The organism is Actinopolymorpha sp. B17G11 (assembly GCF_040196095.1).
In the GTDB taxonomy this organism is placed as follows: Bacteria; Actinomycetota; Actinomycetes; order Propionibacteriales; family Actinopolymorphaceae; genus Thermasporomyces.
The window spans coordinates 47,061-67,755 of sequence record NZ_JBEFTW010000013.1 but is presented as its reverse complement, the minus strand read 5'-3'; the positions used below and the strand labels follow the sequence as shown (position 1 = coordinate 67,755).

General features: G+C 69.6%; 22 protein-coding genes and 1 tRNA gene. 10 read left to right on the top strand and 13 right to left on the bottom strand.

The window, feature by feature from the left end; all coding sequences use genetic code 11:
* Positions 1 to 112: 112 nt before the first annotated feature.
* Both ABN028_RS15670 and ABN028_RS15665 read left to right on the top strand, forming a co-directional pair.
* On the top strand, positions 113 to 844 hold the full coding sequence (locus ABN028_RS15670) for a phage holin family protein (protein ID WP_349697071.1): 732 nt from the start codon (positions 113 to 115) through the stop codon (positions 842 to 844).
* A gap of 64 nt (positions 845 to 908) precedes the next feature.
* Positions 909 to 1,823 carry an alpha/beta fold hydrolase gene (locus tag ABN028_RS15665; protein ID WP_349697070.1) on the top strand — a complete coding sequence of 305 codons (915 nt, stop codon included), beginning with the start codon at positions 909 to 911 and terminating at the stop codon, positions 1,821 to 1,823.
* A gap of 54 nt (positions 1,824 to 1,877) precedes the next feature.
* On the opposite strand, the gene ABN028_RS15660 is transcribed toward ABN028_RS15665, so the two are convergent.
* From ABN028_RS15660 to nth, 4 genes are all read right to left on the bottom strand, one after another.
* Entirely contained in the window at positions 1,878 to 3,056 is a 1,179-nt protein-coding gene (locus tag ABN028_RS15660; protein ID WP_349325717.1) for a MarP family serine protease, read from the bottom strand.
* Complete coding sequence (locus tag ABN028_RS15655; RefSeq protein WP_349697069.1) at positions 3,053 to 3,907, bottom strand: NUDIX hydrolase; 855 nt, start codon at positions 3,905 to 3,907, stop codon at positions 3,053 to 3,055. Before ABN028_RS15655 ends, ABN028_RS15660 begins: the two co-directional genes overlap by 4 nt.
* Positions 3,904 to 4,647, bottom strand: coding sequence for a TlpA family protein disulfide reductase (locus ABN028_RS15650; protein WP_349697068.1), 744 nt, complete (start codon positions 4,645 to 4,647; stop codon positions 3,904 to 3,906). The genes ABN028_RS15655 and ABN028_RS15650 overlap by 4 nt, the downstream gene beginning before the upstream one ends.
* 89 nt (positions 4,648 to 4,736) lie before the next feature.
* The gene (nth, locus tag ABN028_RS15645) at positions 4,737 to 5,405 is read right to left on the bottom strand and encodes an endonuclease III (RefSeq protein ID WP_349697129.1); all 669 of its coding nucleotides are present in this window, start codon (positions 5,403 to 5,405) and stop codon (positions 4,737 to 4,739) included.
* A 643-nt stretch (positions 5,406 to 6,048) separates the two neighbouring features.
* Between nth and ABN028_RS15640 the strand changes: the two genes are divergently transcribed.
* A complete protein-coding gene (locus ABN028_RS15640) occupies positions 6,049 to 6,696 on the top strand; it encodes a Crp/Fnr family transcriptional regulator (RefSeq protein WP_502877524.1) in 648 nt (215 codons plus the stop codon).
* Positions 6,697 to 6,859: 163 nt separating this feature from the next.
* Here ABN028_RS15640 and ABN028_RS15635 read toward each other — a convergent pair whose 3' ends face one another.
* The 4 genes from ABN028_RS15635 to sp36 are packed head-to-tail and all read right to left on the bottom strand — an operon-like array spanning position 6,860 to position 9,381.
* Positions 6,860 to 7,678: an MBL fold metallo-hydrolase gene (locus ABN028_RS15635; RefSeq protein WP_349697067.1), complete on the bottom strand. Its 819-nt coding sequence runs from the start codon at positions 7,676 to 7,678 to the stop codon at positions 6,860 to 6,862.
* On the bottom strand, positions 7,675 to 8,754 hold the full coding sequence (locus ABN028_RS15630) for an NUDIX hydrolase (RefSeq protein ID WP_349697066.1): 1,080 nt from the start codon (positions 8,752 to 8,754) through the stop codon (positions 7,675 to 7,677). The genes ABN028_RS15635 and ABN028_RS15630 overlap by 4 nt, the downstream gene beginning before the upstream one ends.
* 13 nt (positions 8,755 to 8,767) lie before the next feature.
* Positions 8,768 to 9,229 (bottom strand): RidA family protein, encoded by a 462-nt coding sequence (locus ABN028_RS15625; protein ID WP_349325723.1) that lies wholly within the window; start codon positions 9,227 to 9,229, stop codon positions 8,768 to 8,770.
* The gene (gene sp36 / locus ABN028_RS15620; protein ID WP_349325724.1) at positions 9,226 to 9,381 is read right to left on the bottom strand and encodes a Sp36 family protein; all 156 of its coding nucleotides are present in this window, start codon (positions 9,379 to 9,381) and stop codon (positions 9,226 to 9,228) included. Before sp36 ends, ABN028_RS15625 begins: the two co-directional genes overlap by 4 nt.
* A 292-nt stretch (positions 9,382 to 9,673) precedes the next feature.
* Between sp36 and ABN028_RS15615 the strand changes: the two genes are divergently transcribed.
* Both ABN028_RS15615 and bagB read left to right on the top strand, forming a co-directional pair.
* Complete coding sequence (locus tag ABN028_RS15615) at positions 9,674 to 10,834, top strand: ArsA-related P-loop ATPase (protein WP_349697065.1); 1,161 nt, start codon at positions 9,674 to 9,676, stop codon at positions 10,832 to 10,834.
* Positions 10,835 to 10,919: 85 nt separating this feature from the next.
* Entirely contained in the window at positions 10,920 to 12,065 is a 1,146-nt protein-coding gene (gene bagB, locus ABN028_RS15610) for an ArsA family ATPase (protein ID WP_349694605.1), read from the top strand.
* A gap of 105 nt (positions 12,066 to 12,170) precedes the next feature.
* Here the strand turns inward: bagB and ABN028_RS15605 are convergent, their stop codons facing one another.
* Positions 12,171 to 12,506 (bottom strand): WhiB family transcriptional regulator, encoded by a 336-nt coding sequence (locus ABN028_RS15605; RefSeq protein WP_349325727.1) that lies wholly within the window; start codon positions 12,504 to 12,506, stop codon positions 12,171 to 12,173.
* A 219-nt stretch (positions 12,507 to 12,725) separates the two neighbouring features.
* Between ABN028_RS15605 and ABN028_RS15600 the strand changes: the two genes are divergently transcribed.
* Positions 12,726 to 15,131 carry a penicillin-binding protein gene (locus ABN028_RS15600; protein ID WP_349697064.1) on the top strand — a complete coding sequence of 802 codons (2,406 nt, stop codon included), beginning with the start codon at positions 12,726 to 12,728 and terminating at the stop codon, positions 15,129 to 15,131.
* A gap of 31 nt (positions 15,132 to 15,162) precedes the next feature.
* On the opposite strand, the gene ABN028_RS15595 is transcribed toward ABN028_RS15600, so the two are convergent.
* Positions 15,163 to 15,615, bottom strand: coding sequence for a GatB/YqeY domain-containing protein (locus tag ABN028_RS15595; RefSeq protein WP_349697063.1), 453 nt, complete (start codon positions 15,613 to 15,615; stop codon positions 15,163 to 15,165).
* A 172-nt stretch (positions 15,616 to 15,787) separates the two neighbouring features.
* Here ABN028_RS15595 and ABN028_RS15590 point away from each other — a divergent pair, with 172 nt between their 5' ends.
* From ABN028_RS15590 to ABN028_RS15580, 3 genes are all read left to right on the top strand, one after another.
* A complete protein-coding gene (locus tag ABN028_RS15590; RefSeq protein WP_349325730.1) occupies positions 15,788 to 16,690 on the top strand; it encodes a metallophosphoesterase in 903 nt (300 codons plus the stop codon).
* Positions 16,687 to 17,262, top strand: coding sequence for a GNAT family N-acetyltransferase (locus tag ABN028_RS15585; protein WP_349697062.1), 576 nt, complete (start codon positions 16,687 to 16,689; stop codon positions 17,260 to 17,262). Before ABN028_RS15590 ends, ABN028_RS15585 begins: the two co-directional genes overlap by 4 nt.
* Before the next feature lie 16 nt (positions 17,263 to 17,278).
* Positions 17,279 to 17,352: transfer RNA gene (locus ABN028_RS15580), tRNA-Pro, on the top strand.
* Between the two features lie 124 nt (positions 17,353 to 17,476).
* On the opposite strand, the gene ABN028_RS15575 is transcribed toward ABN028_RS15580, so the two are convergent.
* Together ABN028_RS15575 and ABN028_RS15570 are read right to left on the bottom strand one after the other, a co-directional pair.
* Positions 17,477 to 18,127: a class I SAM-dependent methyltransferase gene (locus tag ABN028_RS15575; protein WP_349325732.1), complete on the bottom strand. Its 651-nt coding sequence runs from the start codon at positions 18,125 to 18,127 to the stop codon at positions 17,477 to 17,479.
* A 100-nt stretch (positions 18,128 to 18,227) separates the two neighbouring features.
* Complete coding sequence (locus ABN028_RS15570; protein ID WP_349325733.1) at positions 18,228 to 19,151, bottom strand: phosphotransferase family protein; 924 nt, start codon at positions 19,149 to 19,151, stop codon at positions 18,228 to 18,230.
* Positions 19,152 to 19,477: 326 nt separating this feature from the next.
* Here ABN028_RS15570 and ABN028_RS15565 point away from each other — a divergent pair, with 326 nt between their 5' ends.
* Positions 19,478 to 19,975: a cupin domain-containing protein gene (locus ABN028_RS15565; RefSeq protein WP_349325734.1), complete on the top strand. Its 498-nt coding sequence runs from the start codon at positions 19,478 to 19,480 to the stop codon at positions 19,973 to 19,975.
* Positions 19,976 to 20,272: 297 nt separating this feature from the next.
* Here the strand turns inward: ABN028_RS15565 and ABN028_RS15560 are convergent, their stop codons facing one another.
* Complete coding sequence (locus ABN028_RS15560; RefSeq protein WP_349325735.1) at positions 20,273 to 20,650, bottom strand: RNHCP domain-containing protein; 378 nt, start codon at positions 20,648 to 20,650, stop codon at positions 20,273 to 20,275.
* Between the last annotated feature and the right edge of the window lie 45 nt (positions 20,651 to 20,695).

Here is a 20,695-nt window from a genome sequence, read left to right as displayed (position 1 = left end):
TGGGTGACCGCCCCGTCTCCCGCTCGTACGAGACACGGCACGGCAGGTTGTACGAGACACGGCACGGCAGGTTGTACGAGACGCGGCGGGGACGATGCCGGAAGGAGTGATCATGTCGGGGCAGGACGAGACGCCAGCTGAGCGTGGCAACCCGACTGGGCAGGCGAGCCGCGCCGCCATCCCCGAGCAGCCGTCCGTGCCCGAGCAGCCGTCCGCGCCCGCTCGACCGTCCGTGCCCGGCCAGCCCGCCGTGGGCGAACAGCCCACCGTGGGCGAACTGGCAGGCGCTCCCATCGACCAGGCCCCCGTATATGACCAGGCGTCCGTACCGGATCAGGCGATCGGGTCCGACCAGGCCTCCGCGCGCGACCGAGAACGCCAGGAGACCCAGCCATTGGGCGCCGTTCCGGAGCATGATGGAGCGATGGCGGATGACGACGCGCGGAGCCTCGGTCAGCTCGTCGCGAGTGCGAGCCGTGACCTCTCGGCACTCGTACGCGGTGAGATCGCGCTGGCGAAGGCCGAACTCAGCGAAAGCGCACGGGCCGCCACCAAGGGAGCCGGGCTCTTCGGCGCTGCCGGGTTCCTTGCGTACGTCGCTTTCCTCATGCTCTCGATCGCGGCCGGCTACGGTCTCGTCGCCGCCGGTTTCCATCCCGCGGTGGCCTTCGTGATCGTCGGGGTCGTCTACCTGCTGGTGGCGGGAATCATCGCCTTCGTCGGTCTCCGCAGCGTACGTAAGGCAAAAGGACCTGAGCGCACCCTCCACTCGATCGAAGAAGCGAAAGGCATGGTCGGCCGCGGCAACGCAGGCGGCAACACAGGCGGAGATCGGTCGGAGTGAGTCCCGTCACGGGCCAGTCTGAGAACAGCCGCGCGGTGCTGTCCGCTATGGGACAGTGGGTCTCATGACCGCCAAGTCTGGCGGGATCGTCGACATCGACGGCCCGTGGAGCCATCGATGGGTCGCAGCGAACGGCGCCCGGTTCCATGTGGCCGACGCCGGCGACGGTCCTCTCGTTCTGTTCCTGCACGGGTTTCCGGAGTTCTGGTGGGCCTGGCGGCATCAGCTGCCTGTGCTGTCGGAGCTCGGCTTCCGCGCTGTCGCCATGGATCTTCGGGGGTACGGCGGGAGCGACAAGACGCCGCGTGGCTACGACCCGGTGACGCTGGCGGGCGACGTCGCCGGGTTGGTGCGTTCACTGGGCCATTCCGATGCCGTGCTCGTCGGACACGGCTGGGGCGGGTACGTCGCGTGGGCGACGGCCGCGCTGCACCCTCGCCAGGTGAGTCGCCTGGCCGTTGCCTCGGCGCCGCATCCGCTGCGGCTGCGTACCGCTGCGTTCCGTGGCGGGCGACAGTTGCGTGCCGCGGGGCACGTGGTGTCGTTCCAGTCGCCGATCATTCCCGAACGCCGGCTGGTCGCGGATGATGCCGCCCTGGTCGAGACCCTGCTGCGCCGGTGGGCCGCGCCCGGGTCGGTGTTTCCCGATGCGGAGACCGCCCGGCGCTACCGCAAGGCCATGCAGCTGTGGCCGGCTCCGCACTGTGCACTGGAGTACTACCGGTGGCTCGTCCGGGCCGCGTTCCGTACCGACGGGCGGCGCTTCGTCGCCCGGATGCGCCAGCCGGTACGCCAGCGGGTGCTGCAGCTACACGGAATGCTGGACCCGTCGGTGCTCCCCGCGACCGCCGAAGGTTCCGCGGAGTACGTCGCCGGGCCCTACCGCTGGCGGCTCCTCGACGGCGTCGGACACTTCCCCCACGAGGAAGCGCCGGACGCCTTCACCAAGGAACTGGTCGCCTGGCTGGACGACGTCTGAGCATCGCCGACTGGCGCAGGGCGCCCCTCATGCAATCGGCGCGGACGCGCGGGATCAGGCGCAGCCACCCGTGGAGACCGGGGCGTCGGCCTGCCTACCGGCCCGAGCGTCACTCATGACCTCTTCGATGGTCAGGGCGTAACCGGTCTGGTTGTCCTCGACGGAGGCGGCGAAGATGACGCCGGTCACCGTACCCTCGGGCGAGACCAGCGGACCGCCGGAGTTGCCGGGGCGTACCTCGGCGTAGAGGGAGAAGACGTTACGGACGACTTCACGGCCGCCGTAGATGTCCGGACCCTGCAGGCGCTGCTCGGCACGCACCCTGGCCGGAGCGGCCGAGAACGGTCCGTTCTCCGGATAGCCAAGCACGGCCCCCTGGTCCCCGGCGTCGGCGGTGTCGTCCAGTTGCAGTGGGCGCAGCGGCAGGTCGGGCACCTCGAGGACGGCGACGTCGCGGTCGGGGTCGTAGAGCACGACCTCGGCATCGTAGGTATCCCCCTCGGCCGTCTGCACCTTCGGCTCGGTCACCCCGGCGACGACGTGCGCGTTGGTCATCACCCGGGCCGCGCCGTACACGAACCCCGAACCCTCCAGCGACCGCGAGCAGCTGGGTGCCAACCCCGTCACGCGTACGACGCTCGCGGCAGCACGTTCGACGTCTGCGTCACGCAGAATCGCGGCCGTCGGCGGGCGCGCCGGCGCGATCTGCTCCGGCGCGAACGGTTCGAGATACCGCGGGAAGAGGCTCGGGTCGACGACCCGGCTGAAGGCCAGCAGGACACCCTCGGCACCCTGTGGCATGAACTGGTCGACCGTGGCCAGCACCTTGGACGTACGCACGACCCGCGACACGTCACCGAACTGCGCACCCGCCACGGCGGAGCCGAGAATCCACGCCACCAGCAGCATCGCGAGGACGCTGAGGACGGCACCGCCGGTGGAGTCGACCATGTGCGCGGGTCGCCACGTGACCCGGTCGCGCATCGCCGCGCCCAGGGCCGCGCCCAGTGCCTGGCCGAGCAGTGCCCCACCGAGCACGATGCCCAGGGCGGCGAGCGACACCTTGACGCTCGGGGGGTACTGCGCCAGCACCACGGGTGCGATTTTCACGCCGAGCACGCCACCGCCGATGAGCCCCGCGACGCCGAGCCCACCGACGAGGAAGCCCTGCCGGAACCCGGAGACGGCATAGCCGATCGCCACCAGGATCAGTACGACGTCGAAGAGGTTCACGACGTTTCCCCTTGCTCTCGTCCGGTGCTCGCCTGAGGCGCCTGCGGTTCATTCGTACCCGCTGAATGTGTGTCTGCCCTGGGGTTTCGCTGTGCATCTGCTCGTACGCCTGCGCGGGAAAGGTTCACCAGGTGTACGGGCAGGTCCTCGACCCGGTTCCGGTCCCAGGGGCGTTCCCAGCCGGCCAGCGTGATCAGCCGGTCGAGGACACCGCCGGTGAATCCCCACACCACCAGCCCGGCGACGGCGAACGCGGGTCCGACGAAACCCGACGGGTGCCGGACCCGCAGCCGATTGGCGGCGGAGAGCAGGGAGTCCAGTGGGACTCGGTGCACGGACGCGACCTCCTCCGGGTCGACCACCCGCACCGGCGAGGGGGTATGCCACCAGCCGAGTACCGGGGTGACGACATAGCCGGAGGGCGGGAGATAGAGCGCCGGCAGGGTACCGAACACCTCGACGCCCAGGGGGTCGAGCCCGGTCTCTTCCACCGTTTCGCGGAGCGCCGCGGCGACGGGGCCATCGTCGTCGGGGTCGATCGCGCCGCCTGGAAAGGCCGGCTGTCCGGCGTGTGACCGCAGGGTGTGCGCGCGTTCGATCAGCAGGATCTCGGGGCGACCGTCGGCGTCCTCGCCAAAGAGCAGCAGGACGGCGGAGGAACGCCCGCCACCGTCCGGAGGGAGGGCACCTCGGAAGTCGGCCGGGGTGACCCGGGCCGCGACGTCCGCGACCGGCCGCAGCCAGGCCGGCAACCCGTCTGTGCTGGCGGCGGAGCGTCTGGCACCCGGACTCTCCTCGTCCGTGCCGTCGGCGCGGCCGGGTCGTTCGGCGTCGTCCGGCAGCGACCTCACCGCTCCATCTCCAGCTCCACCCCCAGGTGGGTACGAACGTCGCGGGCGAGTGACCGCTCGGATTCGTACGCTCGATGGGCGACGTGCACGATCCGCCCGTCCGCGTCGACGAAGACGGTCGCCGGCAGCCCGGCGAACAACCCGAACGGCGCTCTGAGCCGTTTGTCGGGATCGGCCGCCTGTGGGTAGCGAAGCCCGAGTTGGTCCACGAACGCCAGGGCCCGCGCCGGCTGCGGGTCGTCGTAGTCGACGCCCATGACGGTCAGCTGTCCATCCGCATGTTCGTACAACGTCTGGAAGTGCGGAGACTCCTCCCGGCACGGTCCACACCACTGCGCCCAGACGTTGATCACGGTCGGCCGGCCGGTGATCCCCGCCAGCGGGACGTCACCGCCGGGTCCGAGGCAGGGCAGGGTGAGGTCGGGGAGCGGCGCCCGGGACGAGTCCTTGGGCCCAGCGCGGGGAGTGTCGGCCTTGGCCGAGGTGAGCTCGTCACACGACGCGAGGCCGGCATCGGTACGCAGTGCCACCACGTCGGGAGAATCGAGTGACTGGCGGGTGGCCGGGTCCGACGAGCGTCCCGACCTGTCTTCCGGGGCGGTCCGGTCCCCCACTCCGCCCACGTCCGCGCCCGCGCAGCCGGCCGCCAGCAACAGGACGGCCGCCAGCGCGACCGCGATCAGGGCAGAAGCCCGAGCGGGCACCACTGCCCGTCGAGCTCGACCCCGCTCCCTCGCCATCCCGTGATCATGATCGTGATCAGGAAGGATTTGTCGGCGTATTGACCGATTTCCCTCCATGATCATGGATCGTCCGCCGACCTGGCCACTCATCGACTGTCCAGGGCCTCCGCGGGAGTGCGGACCAGCTTCGCCGCGACCTTGGGGTCGGTGGGCCCTTCGCCGTACGACGGGCACAACGGCGCCACCGGGCACGCACCACACGCGGGACGGCGCGAGTGACAGATCCGCCGACCGTGCCAGATCAGCCGATGGGACAGGACCGTCCACTCCTTCTTCGGGATAAGCGACGCGACCTCGGTCTCGATCTTCACGGGGTCGGTCTGCGTGGTCCATCCGAACCGTCGCGTCAGTCGCTGGAAGTGGGTGTCGACGGTGATGCCGGGGACGTCGAACGCGTTGCCCAGAACGACATTCGCGGTCTTACGGCCGACACCGGGCAACGTGACGAGGTCCTCGAGCTTGGCCGGGACCTCACAGCTGAACCGTTCACACAGCGCCTTGGCCATCCCGATGATCGACTTCGTCTTCGCGCGGAAGAAACCGGTCGAGGCGATGATCCGCTCGACGTCGGCGGGGTCGGCTGCCGCGAGATCGGCAGGCTCGGCGTACTTCGCGAAGAGTTCGGGCGTCACCATGTTGACCCGCTTGTCCGTGGTCTGGGCGGACAGGATGGTGGCGACGAGAAGTTGGTACGCATTGACGAAGTCGAGCTCGCAGTGTGCGTCGGGATAGGTCTCGGCGAGGACCTTGTTGATCCGGCGCGCCCGGCGGACGAGCGCGAGCCGACTCTCCGGTTTCTTCGCGGTCTTGGCGGTGGACTTCTCGGCCGTCTTCCCGCTCGCCTTCGCTGCGGACTTCCCGCTCGCTTTCGCTGCGGACTCGTTGGCGGACCGCTTCCTGGTCGCCCTGGCCGCAGGGTCCCTGGCCGCGTCGGCCGTCAACTTCGTGGTCGCCCTGGCGGTGGGATTCGTACGTCCTGGCGAGGTTCGCGTCGACTTGCTGGCAGCGCTCGGGCCAGTGGTGGTTGCGGTTGCGGAAACCTCGGCGGACCGGCCACTCGCGCGACCCGAAGGCGGACTGGGAGGAGTCACCCGGAACAGCCTACGTGGCGGCACTACCGCCGATGTCGCCCGGCGCGGCAGACTAGGGAGTGTCCTGGAGATCATGCGCCGATCACACGGTTGATCGGTCCCACCGTCAGGTTCGGGGCCGCTGCGCCGGGTGACCAGATCCGCCAGCGTGTCCGTACCGGTCGTCCCGTCTGCCGGCCGGGATGCGCTGACCCGCACGTGGTCGGGCATGATCGAGCGGACATTCCGCAGATGGCGTACGGCACTTCGTACCCCGCACGCCTGGAGGAGGATCACGCGAGTGAACGACGTGCTGCGGCAGGCGCCCATGTTCGCCGGCCTCGACGACGCCGAGGCATCGGCGCTCCGCGCCACCATGCACGAGGTACGCCTGCGGCGCGGTGAGGCTCTGTTCCGGGAGGGCGATGCCGGCGACGAGCTGTACGTCGTGATCGACGGCAAGGTCAAGATGGGCCGCACGTCCTCCGACGGCCGGGAGAACCTCCTGTCGGTGCTCGGTCCGGGCCAGATGTTCGGCGAGTTGTCCCTGTTCGACCCTGGCCCGCGGTCGTCGACGGTGACGGCGGTGACCGACTCGCTGCTCCTTGCGCTCGGCCAGGACCAGCTCCGCCAGTGGTTGTCCGGACGTCCCGAGGTCGCCCTGGGACTCCTGCTGCAGCTGGCGTCCCGGCTGCGTGGGCTCACCGACCAGGTGGCCGACCTGGTGTTCTCCGACGTGCCGGGGCGGGTCGCCAAGGCGCTGCTCGATCTCGCGCGCCGGTTCGGCAAATCTTCCGACGGCGTCCTGCATGTCCACCATGACCTGACCCAGGAAGAGCTCGCCCAACTGGTCGGCGCCTCGCGTGAAACCGTCAACAAGGCGTTGGCCGACTTCGCCCACCGGGGCTGGATCCGGCTGGAACAACGCGCCGTGGTCATCCTCGACGTCGAACGCCTCTCCCACCGCGCCCGCTGACCACCGCCTGCCGCGCCGCAGCGCTTCGCAACCAGCCGCGGGCCTTCGCGGGCTTCGGCAAATGACCACGCTGAGCATGCCTGTGGTATCCGGGCCAGGGGTCGGCACCTTCCCGGGGTACGCAGGCATGCTCAGCGTGGTCATTGTCCGAAGGCCTACCCGGTCATGCTTCCCGAGTGTGCGCCTCTGCCAGGTAGTCGAGCTGCGCCCGAACGCTCTGTTCGGCAGCCGGCCAGAGGACCGGATCGATGGTGGAGTAGACGCGTTCGACGATGTCGCGAGGGGTGCGAGCCCCGGCGGTGACGGCCTTGCGTACCTGCACCAGGCGTTCGGCCCGATGGGTCAGATAGCCGTCGAGCAGGTCCACCACGTCACCGCGGACCGGGCCGTGCCCCGGCAGGATCTGCCGGATACCGGTGGCGGCGGCGAGCGTACGTAGGCGTTCGAGCGACGCGAGGTAGGGGGCCAGCGTGCCGTCGGGATGGGCCACCACCGCGGTTCCTCGGCCGAGCACCGTGTCACCGGTCAGTAGCGCCGCTTCGGCGGCCAGGGTGAGCGACACGGAGTCGGTCGTGTGTCCAGGCGTCTCGACGACCTGAACCTCCAGGCCGCCAACCTCCACGACGTCGCCGTCGGCCAACCCTTCGTCGCCCAGGCGGTACGCCGGGTCGAACGCACGGACCGGGCAACGGGCCAGGTCGGCGAACCGTCGGATGCCGCCGGAGTGGTCGTCGTGCCGGTGGGTCAGCAGGGCCACGGCGACCTGCGCTCCCCGGGCCCGTACGACGTCGAGAACGGCAACCAGATGCTGCTCGTCGTCAGGGCCCGGATCGACCACGATCGCCTGCGTACTCCCCGGCTCGTGCAGGACCCAGCTGTTGGTGCCGTCCAGCGTCATCGGGCCGGGGTTCTTCGCCACGACGCACACCGCGCGCTCACCCACCGGCCCGCCCACCCACTCGGAGGTCTTTGACCCGCTCACCGCAGGACTCCTTCGTCGTGGTCCGTCTCGCCTGGATCGGGAAGCACCCAGCTGGCGCCACTGTGATCACTTTCGTCACTGTGATCACTGTCGCCCGTCGCGCTGTCCAGCGCAACAGTGGGCATGATCGGCCGGATCTCGCGCGTCGCCGCCATCGTCAAGGCCGCCTTGACATCGCGTGCTTTCGTCAATGCGGCAAGGGTGTGGTACGTCGGCGGCAGCATGTTCATCTCGCCACGCTCGACCGCGGCCAACGCATCGCCTGGCCGGATCCAGGTCAGCCGATCGGCCTCGTCGGCGATCTCGCGGGTGCGTTGGCCAGGCGGCAGGGCGGCCAGGAAGAACCTCGTGTCGAACCGGCGTTCCTCGACCCGTGGCGTCACCCAGTGGTCCCACGCGGCGAGGAGGTCGGACCGAAGGACCAGGCCACGGCGGCGTAGAAGGGCGCCGAACGAGAGTTCCCGGCCGAGCAACGCCACCCGATCCTGCTCCCAGTCCGGCCCGGTCGCGTCCGCGACCACGCTTGCAGCCGTCGGCCCGGCCAGGACGACACCTGACTCCTCGAACGTCTCCCTGACCGCGGCGCAGACCGACGCCCGCGCGAGGCGTACGTCGGAGAACCCGAGCAGTCGTGCCCACTCCGAGGGGTCCGGCCCCGCCCAGGCCACCTCCTCGTCGGCGTCGCGCGCATCGACCGATCCGCCAGGGAAGGCGTACATCCCAGGAGCGAACGCCATGGTCGTACGCCGGCGAAGGACGTACACCTCCAGCGACCGCTGCGTGCCAGCCACCCCACCCGCGCCGGCGGCACTGCCGACACTGTCCGCGCCCGCGGAACCGGGACCGCCCTCTCCCCCGTCCTCGGCAACGCTCCGGTCCCCGGCGTCCAGGCTGCCCCCGGCGTCCAGGCTGCCTTCAGCGTCCACACGGCTCGCTGCACCGTCGCGTAGGAGCACGACCGTCGAGGCGTACCGCGGTGTCGCGGGAACCATCTCCCCCGCAGCGAGCCGGCGGGCCCGCTCCACCAACGCGGGCGGGACCGCGTGAACCCGCCGATCGGCGCCGTCTCCGCCCATCGAAGGCACCGGCCTAGCTGGTCTCGACGACGAGCTCGACCTCGACGGGCGCGTCGAGCGGCAGTGCGGCCACCCCGACGGCGCTGCGGGCATGCTGCCCCGCGTCGCCGAACACGTCGCCGAGCAGCTCCGAAGCGCCGTTCGCGACGAGTGGCTGCCCGGTGAACTCAGGAACGCTCGCCACGAACGCCACGACCTTGACGACGCGGGTCACCGACGACAGGTCTCCCAGCTCCGCCTTGACGGCTGCGAGCGCGTTGAGCGCGCACTGGCGGGCGCAGGTGGCGGCCACATCGGGCGAGACCTCGCCTCCGACCTTGCCCGTAGCCACCAGGGCGCCGTCGGCGAACGGCAGCTGGCCCGAGGTGTAGACGTGGTTTCCCGTGCGTACGGCGGGAACGTACGCCGCTACGGGCGCGGCCACGTCCGGCAGCTTCAGCCCGAGGGCCGCGAGCCGCGACTCGGGACCGCTCACTGCTTCGGCCGCTTGAGATAGGCCACGACATTCTCGGCGCTGGGCCCGGGCACGACCTGGACGAGCTCCCAGCCGTCTTCACCCCACGTGTCGAGGATCTGCTTCGTCGCGTGGATCAACAGCGGCACCGTGGCGTACTCCCATTTCGTCATGCCCGCGAGCTTAGGGCGACCGCCGCGACACCGACCTCACCGGGCCGCGGCCACGTGACCACGGCGTGTGACCGGCGCGCGTCACGACGCGAATGACCACGCTGAGCAGGCCAGCGGTAACCGGGCAGGGCGTCCACACCGCGTCCCCTTCCACAGGCCTGCTCAGCGTGGTCATTCGCGGCTCTCCCGACACAGGTGCACAGGCCAGCCGCCCCTCCGGCAGGCACGACGTTAATGGCTGTCTACCGGTCTGGTACCCGGCCGTCGAACCCAGCGGCTACGCTCGGCGAGCGTGACGCGGCGCGAGACCGACTGGGAAGGCGTCCGCCTCCATGTCGTCACCGGCAAGGGCGGAACCGGCAAGACGACCGTCGCTGCGGCTCTGGCCCTCGCGCTCGCCGCCGACGGTCAGACCGTCCTGCTCTGCGAGGTGGAGGGCCGCCAGGGGATCTCCCGGCTCTTCGACGCGCCGTCACTGGCCTACTCCGAGCGCCGGATCGCCACCGTCCGGGGCAACGGCCAGTCCGCCGGTACGCACGACCCGGCCGGCCGAGGCGCCACCCGCCCCGACCATCGCCGCGACACCGGCCACCCAGGCCGCCCCGGCCACCCTGCCCGTTCCGACCTGTCTGACGTGGCAGGCGAGGTGTACGGCCTGGCGATCGACCCCGAGGCGGCGCTGACCGAGTACCTCGAGCTCTACTACCACATGGGCCGCGCCGCCCGGGCCCTCGACAAGGTGGGCGCCATCGACTTCGCCACGACCATCGCCCCCGGCGTCCGTGACGTCCTGCTCACCGGCAAGGTCTACGAAGCCGTACGCCGCAAGGACAAGCAGCGCCCCTCGGGAGGACGACCGCCTGACACCCGAAAGGCGCCCCGCGACCGCCCGACCTACGACACGGTGGTCCTGGACGCACCGCCGACCGGCCGGATCGCCCGTTTCCTCGGGGTGACCGCCGGGGTCGCCGACATCGCCCGGGTGGGCCCGATCCGGCGACAGGCGGACGCGATCATGGCCATGATGCGGTCCCCTCAGACCGCCGTCCACATCGTGACGCTGCTCGAGGAGATGCCGGTGCAGGAGACCGCCGACGGCCTGGCCGAGCTGCGGGAGGCCCAGATCCCGGTCGGTGGCATCGTGGTCAACCTGGCCGCGCGGAGCCCCCTCGACGCACAGATGCGCAAGGCCGTGGCGGCGGGGAAGCTGGCACGGGCGGAGTTCGTCGACGCGCTGACCGCCGCCGGGCTTGCCGCCGACGACGGAATCGTCGACGGGCTCCTGTCCGACGCCGCGGAGCACGCGACCCGGGTCGCGCTCGAGGACACCCTTCGGGCCCGCATCACCGAACTCGGCCGGCCCACCTACGAACTGCCCCGCCTGTCCGACGGAATCGACATCGGCGGGTTGTTCGAACTCGCCCGCGAGCTCAGCACCCAGGGGATGGCATGAGCGCGAGGAGCCCCCGCGGAGGTACGCCGAGGGACGAGGCGTGCCGGAGCGAGGCACCGCAGCGGTCATGCGAAAGGGAAATGGCATGAGCGCCTCCGCGGTGGGTGACCTCGCTAGGCTCGCCCTCGACGAGGTGATCGACGACCGCTCGGTCGAGATCGTCATCTGCTGCGGTTCGGGCGGGGTCGGCAAGACGACGACGGCGGCCGCGCTGGGGGTCCGCGCCGCCGAACGCGGCCGAAGGGTCGTCGTCCTCACGATCGACCCCGCCCGCCGGCTCGCCCAGGCGATGGGGCTGCCGGAGCTCGACAGCGTGCCGCGCCGGGTCGAAGGCGTCGACACCTCCGCGGGCGGCTACCTCGACGCGATGATGCTCGACATGAAACGTACGTTCGACGAGGTGGTGTTGGCTCACACCTCGCCGGACAAGGCGCAACAGATCCTCGACAACCCCTTCTACATCGCACTGTCCTCGTCGTTCGCGGGGACGCAGGAGTACATGGCGATGGAGAAGCTCGGGCAGCTCCACGCCGAGGCGGCCGGCAACGGCACCCACGACCTGATCGTCGTCGACACGCCGCCGTCCCGGTCCGCCCTGGACTTCCTGGACGCGCCGAAACGGCTCTCGTCGTTCCTCGACAGCCGGCTGCTGCGGATCCTGAGCACACCCGCCCGCGGGCCGCTCAAGCTCTTCTCCGCCGGCATGGGCGTGGTGACCGGAACGTTGACCAAGCTGCTCGGCGCGCAGGTCCTGCGTGACGTCCAGACGTTCGTCACCGCGCTCGACACCACGTTCGGCGGGTTCCGGGCACGGGCCGAGGCGACGTACCAACTCCTGCAGGAGCGGCGTACGTCGTTCCTCGTGGTGGCCACACCCGAGCCCGACGCGCTCCGCGAGGCGTCGTACTTCGTAGCCCGGCTGCGGGATGACCGGATGCCCCTCGCCGGGCTCGTTCTCAACCGCATGGCGGTGCCAGCGGCCGGCGGACTCTCGGCCGAACGGAGCCTGTCAGCCGCCGAGGCGCTCGCCGAGTCAGGCGAGCACGCCACCGCGGCGGCCATCCTGCGGCTGCACGGCGAACGCATGCTGCTCGCCACCCGCGAACACCGGCTCGCCGAACGCTTCGGCTCAGCCCATCCCGGCGTCGCCGTGACCGGTGTGCCCGCACTGTCCTCCGACGTCCACGACCTCGAAGGACTTCGCCGGATCGGCGTACACCTCGGCGGGTGAAGACGTCCAGGTGGCTGGCGGGAGCCCCGCCAGCACCGGACGCCACTCACCACTCACGGGTCGTGCGCCGGCCTCCCTACCGACGCACGGACAGCGCCGGCCGCGCTATCCGGCCGCCCGGACGCTCTGTCTCCCCTGGTGAGCGGTGGCCCGTTCGTACTCCACTCGTGCGGTCTCGAGCAGCTGCCGCCACGACGTCACCGTGGGCCGGCGTCGAAGCACGGCCCGGCGCTCGCGCTCGGTCATGCCTCCCCAGACTCCCCATTCGATCCGGCTGTCGAGGGCCTCGGCGAGGCACTCGGTGCGGACCGGACAGCCCATGCAGACCGTCTTGACATCGTGTTGCGCGGCGCCCTGGACGAACAGCTTGTCGGGTTCGTCGCTTCCGCGGCAGGCGGCCAGCCGAACCCAGTCGCCAGTCCATGTCCCAATGGAACTCATCTTGTGTTGTCCCTCCCCTGACTTCGGTCACGCAAGGTGACCGATGCACGGACGTTCCCCCAACGTCCTGGAGGAACGGTAAAGCCAGAGGCGGTCATTGCGACAGTCCCCAATGGCCACATTTGTGATTGTGTTGCCGAGACGACGGGGAAATGACGGGTCAGAGAGGTCGGCACGCGCTCAGAAAAGTCCGGCCATGACCCCGTAGGCTTGCCCTCTATGAGCTCAATCCGTGTGAAGTCCCGGACGTCACGAGAGCGCGGCTTTGTGTCGCACCTCCTGATGTTCGTGGTGATCAGTGTGCTCACGGGCGCTCTGGTCGCGGGCCTGGTGATCCCCTTCGCCGGCGTCCTCGGACTCACCACGCAGTCGGCGACCGACGCGTTCGAGAACATGGACGCGGCCCTCGAGAACCCGCCTCTGCCCGAGCGCAGCCGGGTCCTGGCAGCAGACGGCTCCCAGATCGCGACGTTCTACGAACGCAACCGCGTCCAGGTCACGCTCGACAAGATCGCCCCCGTCATGCAGCGGGCGATCCTCGCGATCGAAGATGCGCGCTTCTACCAGCACGGGCCCCTCGACGCGCAGGGCACGCTCCGGGCGTTCGTCCGCAACTCGCAGGGCGGCCAGGTCTCCCAGGGCGGTTCGACGGTCACCCAGCAGTACGTCAAGCTTGTGCAGTACGAAAATGCCAAGACGCCCGAAGAGCAACGCGCGGTCATCGAGGACTCCTACGGTCGCAAGCTCCAGGAGCTGCGCTACGCCGTCGAGCTCGAGAAGACGATGACCAAGGACGAGATCCTCGAGCGATACTTCAACATCGTCTACTTCGGCGACGGCGCCTACGGCATCGAGTCGGCCGCGAAGCACTACTTCAACACCTCCGCCGCCAAGCTCACCCTGCCGCAGGCGGCCATGCTCGCCGGGCTGGTCCGCGACCCCAACGGCCTCGACGCCAAAGACAATCCCGAAGCCGTCCTCGGTCGACGCAACCTCGTCCTGTCCCGGATGGTCCACGAAGGCATGGTGTCGGCCAAGGAGGGCGCCGAGGCCGCGGGGACCGATCTCGGGCTCCGGATGACCCAGTCCTCGCAGGGCTGCTACTACTCGCGGTACCCCTTCTTCTGTGACTACGCCCGGCAGGTCCTCCTCCGAGATCCAGCCCTGGGCAAGACGCGGGAGGACCGCGAACGCCTCCTCGACCGCGGCGGCCTGACGATCCAGACCACGCTCGACCAGAAGGCCCAGCGGGCCGCCGACAAGGCGGTCGCCGAGGCCGTTCGCCCGACCGACAAGGTGATCGGCGCGCTGTCGATGGTCGAACCCGGCACCGGTCGCGTCAAGGCGATCGCCCAGTCCCGCAAGTACGGCGAGGGCAAGGGCAAGACCTACGTCAACCTCAACGTGCCGAGGAAGTACAACGGCACGCTGGGCTACCAGCCGGGTTCGACGTACAAGCCGTTCGTCATGGCAGCGGCGATCCGGCAGGGCATTCCGCTGTCGACCAGCCTGCCGTCGCCCACTCGGATGAGGCACAGCGGCTCCATGCGTAACTGCCCCGGAGGCCAGCCGGGCTGGATCAGTACGCCGTGGGATGTCTCCAATTCCACGAGCGCGGGTTCCACGAGCAACCTCATCAGTGGGACGGCGCGGTCGGTCAACACGTTCTACGCCAACCTCGAGGCGCAGACAGGGATCTGCGAGCCGGCCAATATCGCCACCAGGCTCGGTGCGGTCCGAGCCAACGGCGACCCACTCGATCAGGTGAAACCGTTCGTGCTCGGCGTCAACGAGGTCGCTCCGATATCGATGGCCGAGGCCTACGCCACCTTCGCCGCGCGCGGTCTGCACTGCCCCGCGACACCGGTCCTCAAGGTGCTCGATCGGCAGGGCAACCCGATCAAACTCACGAAGACCGAATGCAAGCAGGTCATTCCCCAGGCCGTCGCCGACGGCGTCAACTACGTCCTCCGCGAGGTCGTCGACGGTGATGACCCCGGCCGCACCGGCCAGCGGATGAGCATGGCGAACGAAGGCCGGCAGGTCGCCGGCAAGACCGGTACCAGCAACAGCCGGATCGCGGTCTGGTTCCTCGGCTACACCACCAACCTCGCCACCGCCGCGGTCGTCACCGACGCAGAAGCGCCGCAGCAGAGCCTGATGGGGCAACGCATCGGCGGGCGAACCGTAACCGGCGACCAGGTCTGGGGTGGCACGCTCGCCGGACCCATGTGGCTGGCGGCGATGCGCGGCGCTCTCGAGGGCAGGAAGAGCCCGAACTTCGTCAACCCGAGCCCGAAGATGCTGGTGGGCATCCCCACCACCGTCCCGTCCGTGTTGGGGATGGATCAGGACCGGGCACGGTCGGTCCTGCGTAAGGCGAACTTCTCGATGGCCGTGGGCGGCTCGACGAACTCCGACTTGCCGCGCGGCACCATCGTCCGGCAGACACCGGGCCCCAACACCAGCGCTGGTTCCGGGTCGACGGTGATCGTCTACCTGTCCAACGGGATCAAGCCCAAACCGACGCCCACGCCGAAGCCGAAGCCGATCCCGACCACCCCGGGACCGTTCCCGAAGCCGACCCTGCCACCGCCGCCCGACGACGATTCGCGCCCGGGCTGATCCGGTAGGAGTGGCAGAGCAGGCGCCGGGCTCAGCCGAGCTCGGCGCGCACGACGGCGGCGACGCGGCCGCCTTCGGCGCGGCCCTTCACCTGGGGCTGGACGGCCTTCATGACCGCGCCCATGTCCTTCATGCCGCTCGCACCGGTCTCGGCGACGGCCGTACGCACGATCGCAGCCAACTCGTCCTCGGACAGCTGCGCGGGGAGGTACTCCGCGATGATCTCGCCCTCGGTGCGTTCCTTGGCCGCGAGATCGGACCGACCAGCCTCGTCGTAGGCCTCCGCCGCCTCGCGACGCTTCTTGGCCTCCTTGTCGAGGACGTCCAGCACCTCGGCATCGGACAGCTCACGGGCCGCCGCGCCGGCCACCTCGGCGTTCGTCACCGCCGTGAGACTCATCCGTAGCGTCGACGAACGCACCTTGTCCCGGGCCTTCATCGCGGTCGTCAGGTCGGCACGCAGCCGCTCCTTGAGGGCACTCATGGGCACGATCCTACGGAGCCTGAGGCCGGCGGCGGTTGCGCCGGCGTACAACCGCCGGTAGAGCCGCATCGCACGACCCCACAGGACGGGCTCAAGCGGCGGCCACGCACAAGACGATCATGAATAGTGGTGCGACCATGTGAGCCGCCCCGGGGTGTGGGAGCCTGTCAGGGTGCATCACAAGCTCAAGGTCGCCCTGGGAGCCACCGCCGGAGTCGCCGCCGCTGCCGCGGCCTGCGTGGCCTACGCCGCGCGCTACGAGGCACGGGCCTACCGCCTCCGCCGGTTCGATGTGCCCGTGCTGCCGCCGGGGAGCTTGCCGCTGCGGGTCCTGCACATCTCCGACCTTCACCTCATGCCAGACCAGACGGACAAGGTCGAGTGGGTACGCGGACTCGCCGCGCTGGAGCCGGACCTCGTGGTCAACACCGGCGACAACATCTCCCACCCCGACGCGATACCGGTCGCGGTCCATGCGTACGAGCCGCTCCTGGAGCGTCCAGGGGTGTTCGTCTTCGGCTCCAACGACTACTACGCGCCGGTCCGCCGCAACCCACTTCGCTACTTCTGGATCCGCGAGGGTCCGCGTGCGTTCGGCGCCCCGCGGATGCCGATCGACCAGCTGCGTACGGCGTTCACCGACGCGGGCTGGCTCGACCTCACCAACGCACGGGGTGAGCTGAAGGCCGACGGGCGGCGGCTGGCGTTCGTCGGGGTCGACGATCCGCACATCCACTGGGACAGGTACGACGACGTCGCCGGCCCTGCCGACACGTCGGCCGAGCTCACCATCGGCGTCACCCACGCGCCCTACCGGCGGGTCCTCGACGCCATGGTCGCCGACGGCTATCGTCTTCTGCTCGCCGGGCACACCCACGGCGGACAGGTGTGCGTGCCGGGCTACGGCGCCCTCGTGACCAACTGTGACCTGGACACGGGACGGGCCAAGGGGCTCTCCCGCTGGGGTCCGTCCTGGATGCACGTCTCCGCCGGCCTCGGCACGTCGCCCTACGCGGCAGTGAGGTTCGCCTGCTATCCCGAGGCCAGCCTGCTGACCCTTCGTTCGGCCCTGTGAGCGCGGCGGCAGCCGATCTCCGCGTACCCGCGCGGCTGGATACGCCACGGCTCACGCTGCGGACGTGGCGGCGTTCGGACTGGTCGGCTTTCGCGGCGATCAACGCCGACCCGCGGGTGATGGAACACCTCGGCGGCATACCGATGCGGCGTGTCGAGAGTGACGCCCTCGCGGACCGGATCGAGGACCACTGGCACCAGCACGGCTACGGGTTGTACGCCGTGGAGCTGCGCGCCACCCGCCGGCTGGCCGGTTTCATCGGGCTGAACCACCATCGCGCCATGCCGGACCAGGTGGAGATCGGCTGGCGCCTCGCCCACGCCGCGTGGGGTCAGGGCCTCGCCACCGAGGGGGCGTGTGCTGTCCGCGATCTTGCGTACGACACGCTCGGACTGTCTTCGCTCATCTCGATCACCATTGCCGCCAACACCCGCTCGCTGCGGGTCATGGAGAAGCTGGGACTGTCGTACTGGCAGCAGATGGCGTGGGAACGCTGGTGGCTGACGATCTACCGCGGGACTCCCACGGCCCGGTCCGATACCCGATCGCGGGGGTCAGAGGCCGCCCGGTAGGCTTGCCTGGCGTTTGCGGGGTGTAGCGCAGCTTGGTAGCGCGCCTCGTTCGGGACGAGGAAGTCGTGGGTTCAAATCCCGCCACCCCGACGCGCAAACCGGCAGGTCAGAGGCCTGAGCGATGGCTCAGTGAAGAGTCTCTGACCTGCCGGTTTCCAATTCTGGGGCGCGACTGTACGTCGGAGACGGTGAGAACGCGTCCCCGACTGTCGCCTCAGAGCGAGGACCGGCGGCGCGCGAAGAGAACCGCCCCTGGAACGCTCTGGTCAAGGTCGAACAGCAGCTGGGACTCGACCGTGAACCCGGCATCGTCCAGCCAGGCTGTCACTCGGCCCGGCTGGCGGCGGTGGACGTAGACGTTCATCGGGTGACCGCCGTAGCCCTGCGTCTTCAGCCGCGATCCGTCGCCGAGGTGAAAGCCGAGCAGCAGTGGTCCGCCGGGCCGCAACACCCGCCGGAAGTGCCCGAAGATCGTGGGAACCGCATCGTCGGGGACGTGAACCAACGACCAGAAAGCCAGCAGGCCGGCCACCGAGCCGTCGGCGAGGTCGAGGTCCGTCATCGAACCCACCTCGAACCGCAGGTCGGGGTGGTCCCGCCGGGCAACGTCGATCATCCCAGGCGAGAGGTCGACACCGAACGCGTCGATCCCGAGCTTGTGCAAATGGGCGGTCACGTGTCCTGGTCCGCACCCCACATCGGCGACCGGTCCGCCACCGGCGGCGCGAACCTGGTCGGCGAACAACCCAAGACTCGCGCGTAGGTACGGCTCCCCGGCCAGGGCGTCGCGTACGTGGTCGGCATAGCTGACCGCCACGGTGTCGTAGGAGGTCGTGGTGTCTGCCAACCAGCCGTCCGCGTGCATGTTCCACCACGGTAGTCCAGTGATCAGGATCTGGTGCACAGCCCACGCACCGCATGAGAGTTGGCGGCCTGAGCCGCATCGCGCTGGACGCAGCTGGGACCTACGACTCTGGTACGTCGAGGCTGGCGAGCAGGGTGCGGATCTGCGCGGCTGAACGTTCGATGCAGGCCCGGTCGTCCTCATCCACGCCGATCTGTAGTGAGGACAGAGCGATATCCAGGGTGTGCAGGTTCAACCGCCGGAGGTACGTCTCGTCGGCCGGTGCGCCGTAGCCGGCCAGCAGTGGCGGTAGGTCCAACTCCGGGCCGCGAACCCGGAGCACTGCCAGGTCGTGCACCGGTGCGCCGGGCTTCCAGTCGCCGAAGTCGATGATCCCGCTTACCCGTACGGACGCACCCTCGCCGCCGTCACCGGTCACGAAGATGTGCCGCGGACTGAGATCGCCATGGCACAGCACCCAGCGCTCACAGGGAAAGTCGTGGGCGTACCCCTCCAGCAGGTCCAGCATCCGGTCGAACTGCGCAGCCGAGAAGCCGCCCGCCAGAATCTGATCCCGTTGCGCACGACGATCGACCAGCTCTGCCGCCATCACAGTCGTCCAGTCGCGTCCGTCATCGACGGGGACCCCGTTGATTCGAGCGATCAGTCCGCCGATCTCAGCGAGCACGTCGTGTCGTTGTCGCTCCGACAGGCGGTTGACGACCTCGGCGAGCGGGCGGCCGGGCATCGTGCGCTGCACCATGACGGGAAACTCGGAGTGATCGATCCGTACGGTGTCGTGGAGCAGGATCTCCGGTCCGGGTACTCCGGCGGCACGGGCGGCGCCGATCGCCCAGGCCTCGGCCGCCGACCTGGTGGAGTCGCCACCGAACCGCAAGATCCGGACCACCACATCCTGCCCGTCGGCGCTCCAGACCCGGTAGACCTCGTTGTCGTACCCCTCCACGATCCGGTCCACCCGCTCGATCCGCGCTCCCACCGCACGGCGTACGAGCCTGGCCAGCACCGAGCGCGGCGTGCTCACCTGAGCGTGCTGCCATTCGACAAACGATCCTGGCGGCACCGACATGCCGGCGATTCGACCAGCGCGGCGGTGGGGAATCAAAGGGTTTTCGGCGATCGCCCTTGCGTGATCGCCGATGCGCTCGCTCGCACCAATGGCGGTCGCCACCCGTTCTTGGCCGGTGGCGGGTCGTCACCTGGGACGAGCTGCGGACTACCGCCGTGCTCACAGAGGGTTCCACGCTCACACAACGATGATCGTCCGACGCCCTTCTCCCTAGGATGCGTACTCGGGCTACTACTGTCGGACTCTTGCGGTGCGCATTCTGGGACCTTGGGTGCCGATCCGTGACCTTGGGTGCCGATCCGGGCCCGCTCAAGCTGTCGTACGACAAGGAGGGTTGGGCTGTGTCTTTGCCGCCACCGGGACACGTCGCGGCGACGCGCCTGTCCGCGAATGGGAAGCTGGCGCCCGCGGGCTCCGGTCTCGTCCTGGCCGAATGGACCGCCCGACCAGGCACGGGCTCCGTCGACGATCCGCCCTACCAGGCGCCAATGCACATCCATCATGACGAGGACGAGGCGTGGTACGTCCTCGACGGGCGGCTCCGCGTCAAGGTGGGCGACACCGAGCACGAGGTACCGGCGGGCGGGGCGGTCATCGGGCCGCGTGGGCTGCCGCACACGTTCTGGAACCCCGACCCTGACGCCTCGGTGCGCTACCTGCTCGTCATGGGAGCCCGCACGAGTGCGCTGCTCGACGTCTTGCACAGCGGCGAACGGCCATCAGGGGTGGAGGGCATGCGCGCGTTGTTCGAGGCGTACGGCTGCACCCTCCTCGACTGAGCCCGCTCGGTCAGGCGTGCAGGCGGACAACGGCAGCGGAACGCTGGGCGGACGGGCGGCAGACGTTGGAGAAGTTCGCGCCCGACAAGCACAGGCTGACCAGTAGCTCGCCGCGTGCCGCCCTGCCCTGTGATCGTGAAAGCTCGCTGGTGCAGCGATCTGGGGACACTTCGTGATCGTCGCAAGGGACGGCGATCGGTGATCATGAATGTTTTGCGGGCTATGCGCACAGAGAACCTTCATGGTCACGATCCTGATCACGAGGGCAGGGCGCGCCGGGGTGAACGCCGGGCAGGACTACGCCATACGGTGCAAAGCGTGGAGCGGGAACGGCGTGGACGCCAGCGGCTTCACGGCCAACTGCACAAGGAGCAGGGCACTGTCGTCTCCCGCCGCACGGTTGAGCGACATGGCGCCGCATTCCCGGCAGCGGTGCACCAGCACCCACTCCCCCGCACCGCGTACGGTGATGGCGATCGGCTCCATCCCCGCACCACAAGGCGAGGCACGGTCGCCGGGTCGCGCCCGGTCGAGGTGCCGGCTCCACAGGCAGTGTGGGCAGTGGTTGCGATGGGCGGTGCCCTGAGCGTCGAGGTCTACCTCACGTCCGCAGTGCAGGCAGCGGAAACGCGACGCGCGGCGCCGATCGCGGTGGTGGCGAGATGCGTGTGTCACGAGTGGATCTCCGTCCGTCGAAGTGAACGCAGCGACGGACCCGGA

Bases quoted from the DNA above. Each gene is read 5' to 3' on its own strand.
- ABN028_RS15640 (WP_502877524.1), top strand. From the start codon at position 6,049: ATGTTCGCCGGCCTCGACGACGCCGAGGCATCGGCGCTCCGCGCCACC.
- ABN028_RS15630 (WP_349697066.1), bottom strand. From the start codon at position 8,754: ATGGGCGGAGACGGCGCCGATCGGCGGGTTCACGCGGTCCCGCCCGCG.
- ABN028_RS15595 (WP_349697063.1), bottom strand. From the start codon at position 15,615: ATGAGTGCCCTCAAGGAGCGGCTGCGTGCCGACCTGACGACCGCGATG.
- ABN028_RS15575 (WP_349325732.1), bottom strand. From the start codon at position 18,127: ATGCACGCGGACGGCTGGTTGGCAGACACCACGACCTCCTACGACACC.
- bagB (WP_349694605.1), top strand. From the start codon at position 10,920: ATGAGCGCCTCCGCGGTGGGTGACCTCGCTAGGCTCGCCCTCGACGAG.
- ABN028_RS15650 (WP_349697068.1), bottom strand. From the start codon at position 4,647: ATGGCGAGGGAGCGGGGTCGAGCTCGACGGGCAGTGGTGCCCGCTCGG.
- ABN028_RS15605 (WP_349325727.1), bottom strand. From the start codon at position 12,506: ATGAGTTCCATTGGGACATGGACTGGCGACTGGGTTCGGCTGGCCGCC.
- ABN028_RS15670 (WP_349697071.1), top strand. From the start codon at position 113: ATGTCGGGGCAGGACGAGACGCCAGCTGAGCGTGGCAACCCGACTGGG.
- ABN028_RS15665 (WP_349697070.1), top strand. From the start codon at position 909: ATGACCGCCAAGTCTGGCGGGATCGTCGACATCGACGGCCCGTGGAGC.
- sp36 (WP_349325724.1), bottom strand. From the start codon at position 9,381: ATGACGAAATGGGAGTACGCCACGGTGCCGCTGTTGATCCACGCGACG.
- ABN028_RS15600 (WP_349697064.1), top strand. From the start codon at position 12,726: ATGAGCTCAATCCGTGTGAAGTCCCGGACGTCACGAGAGCGCGGCTTT.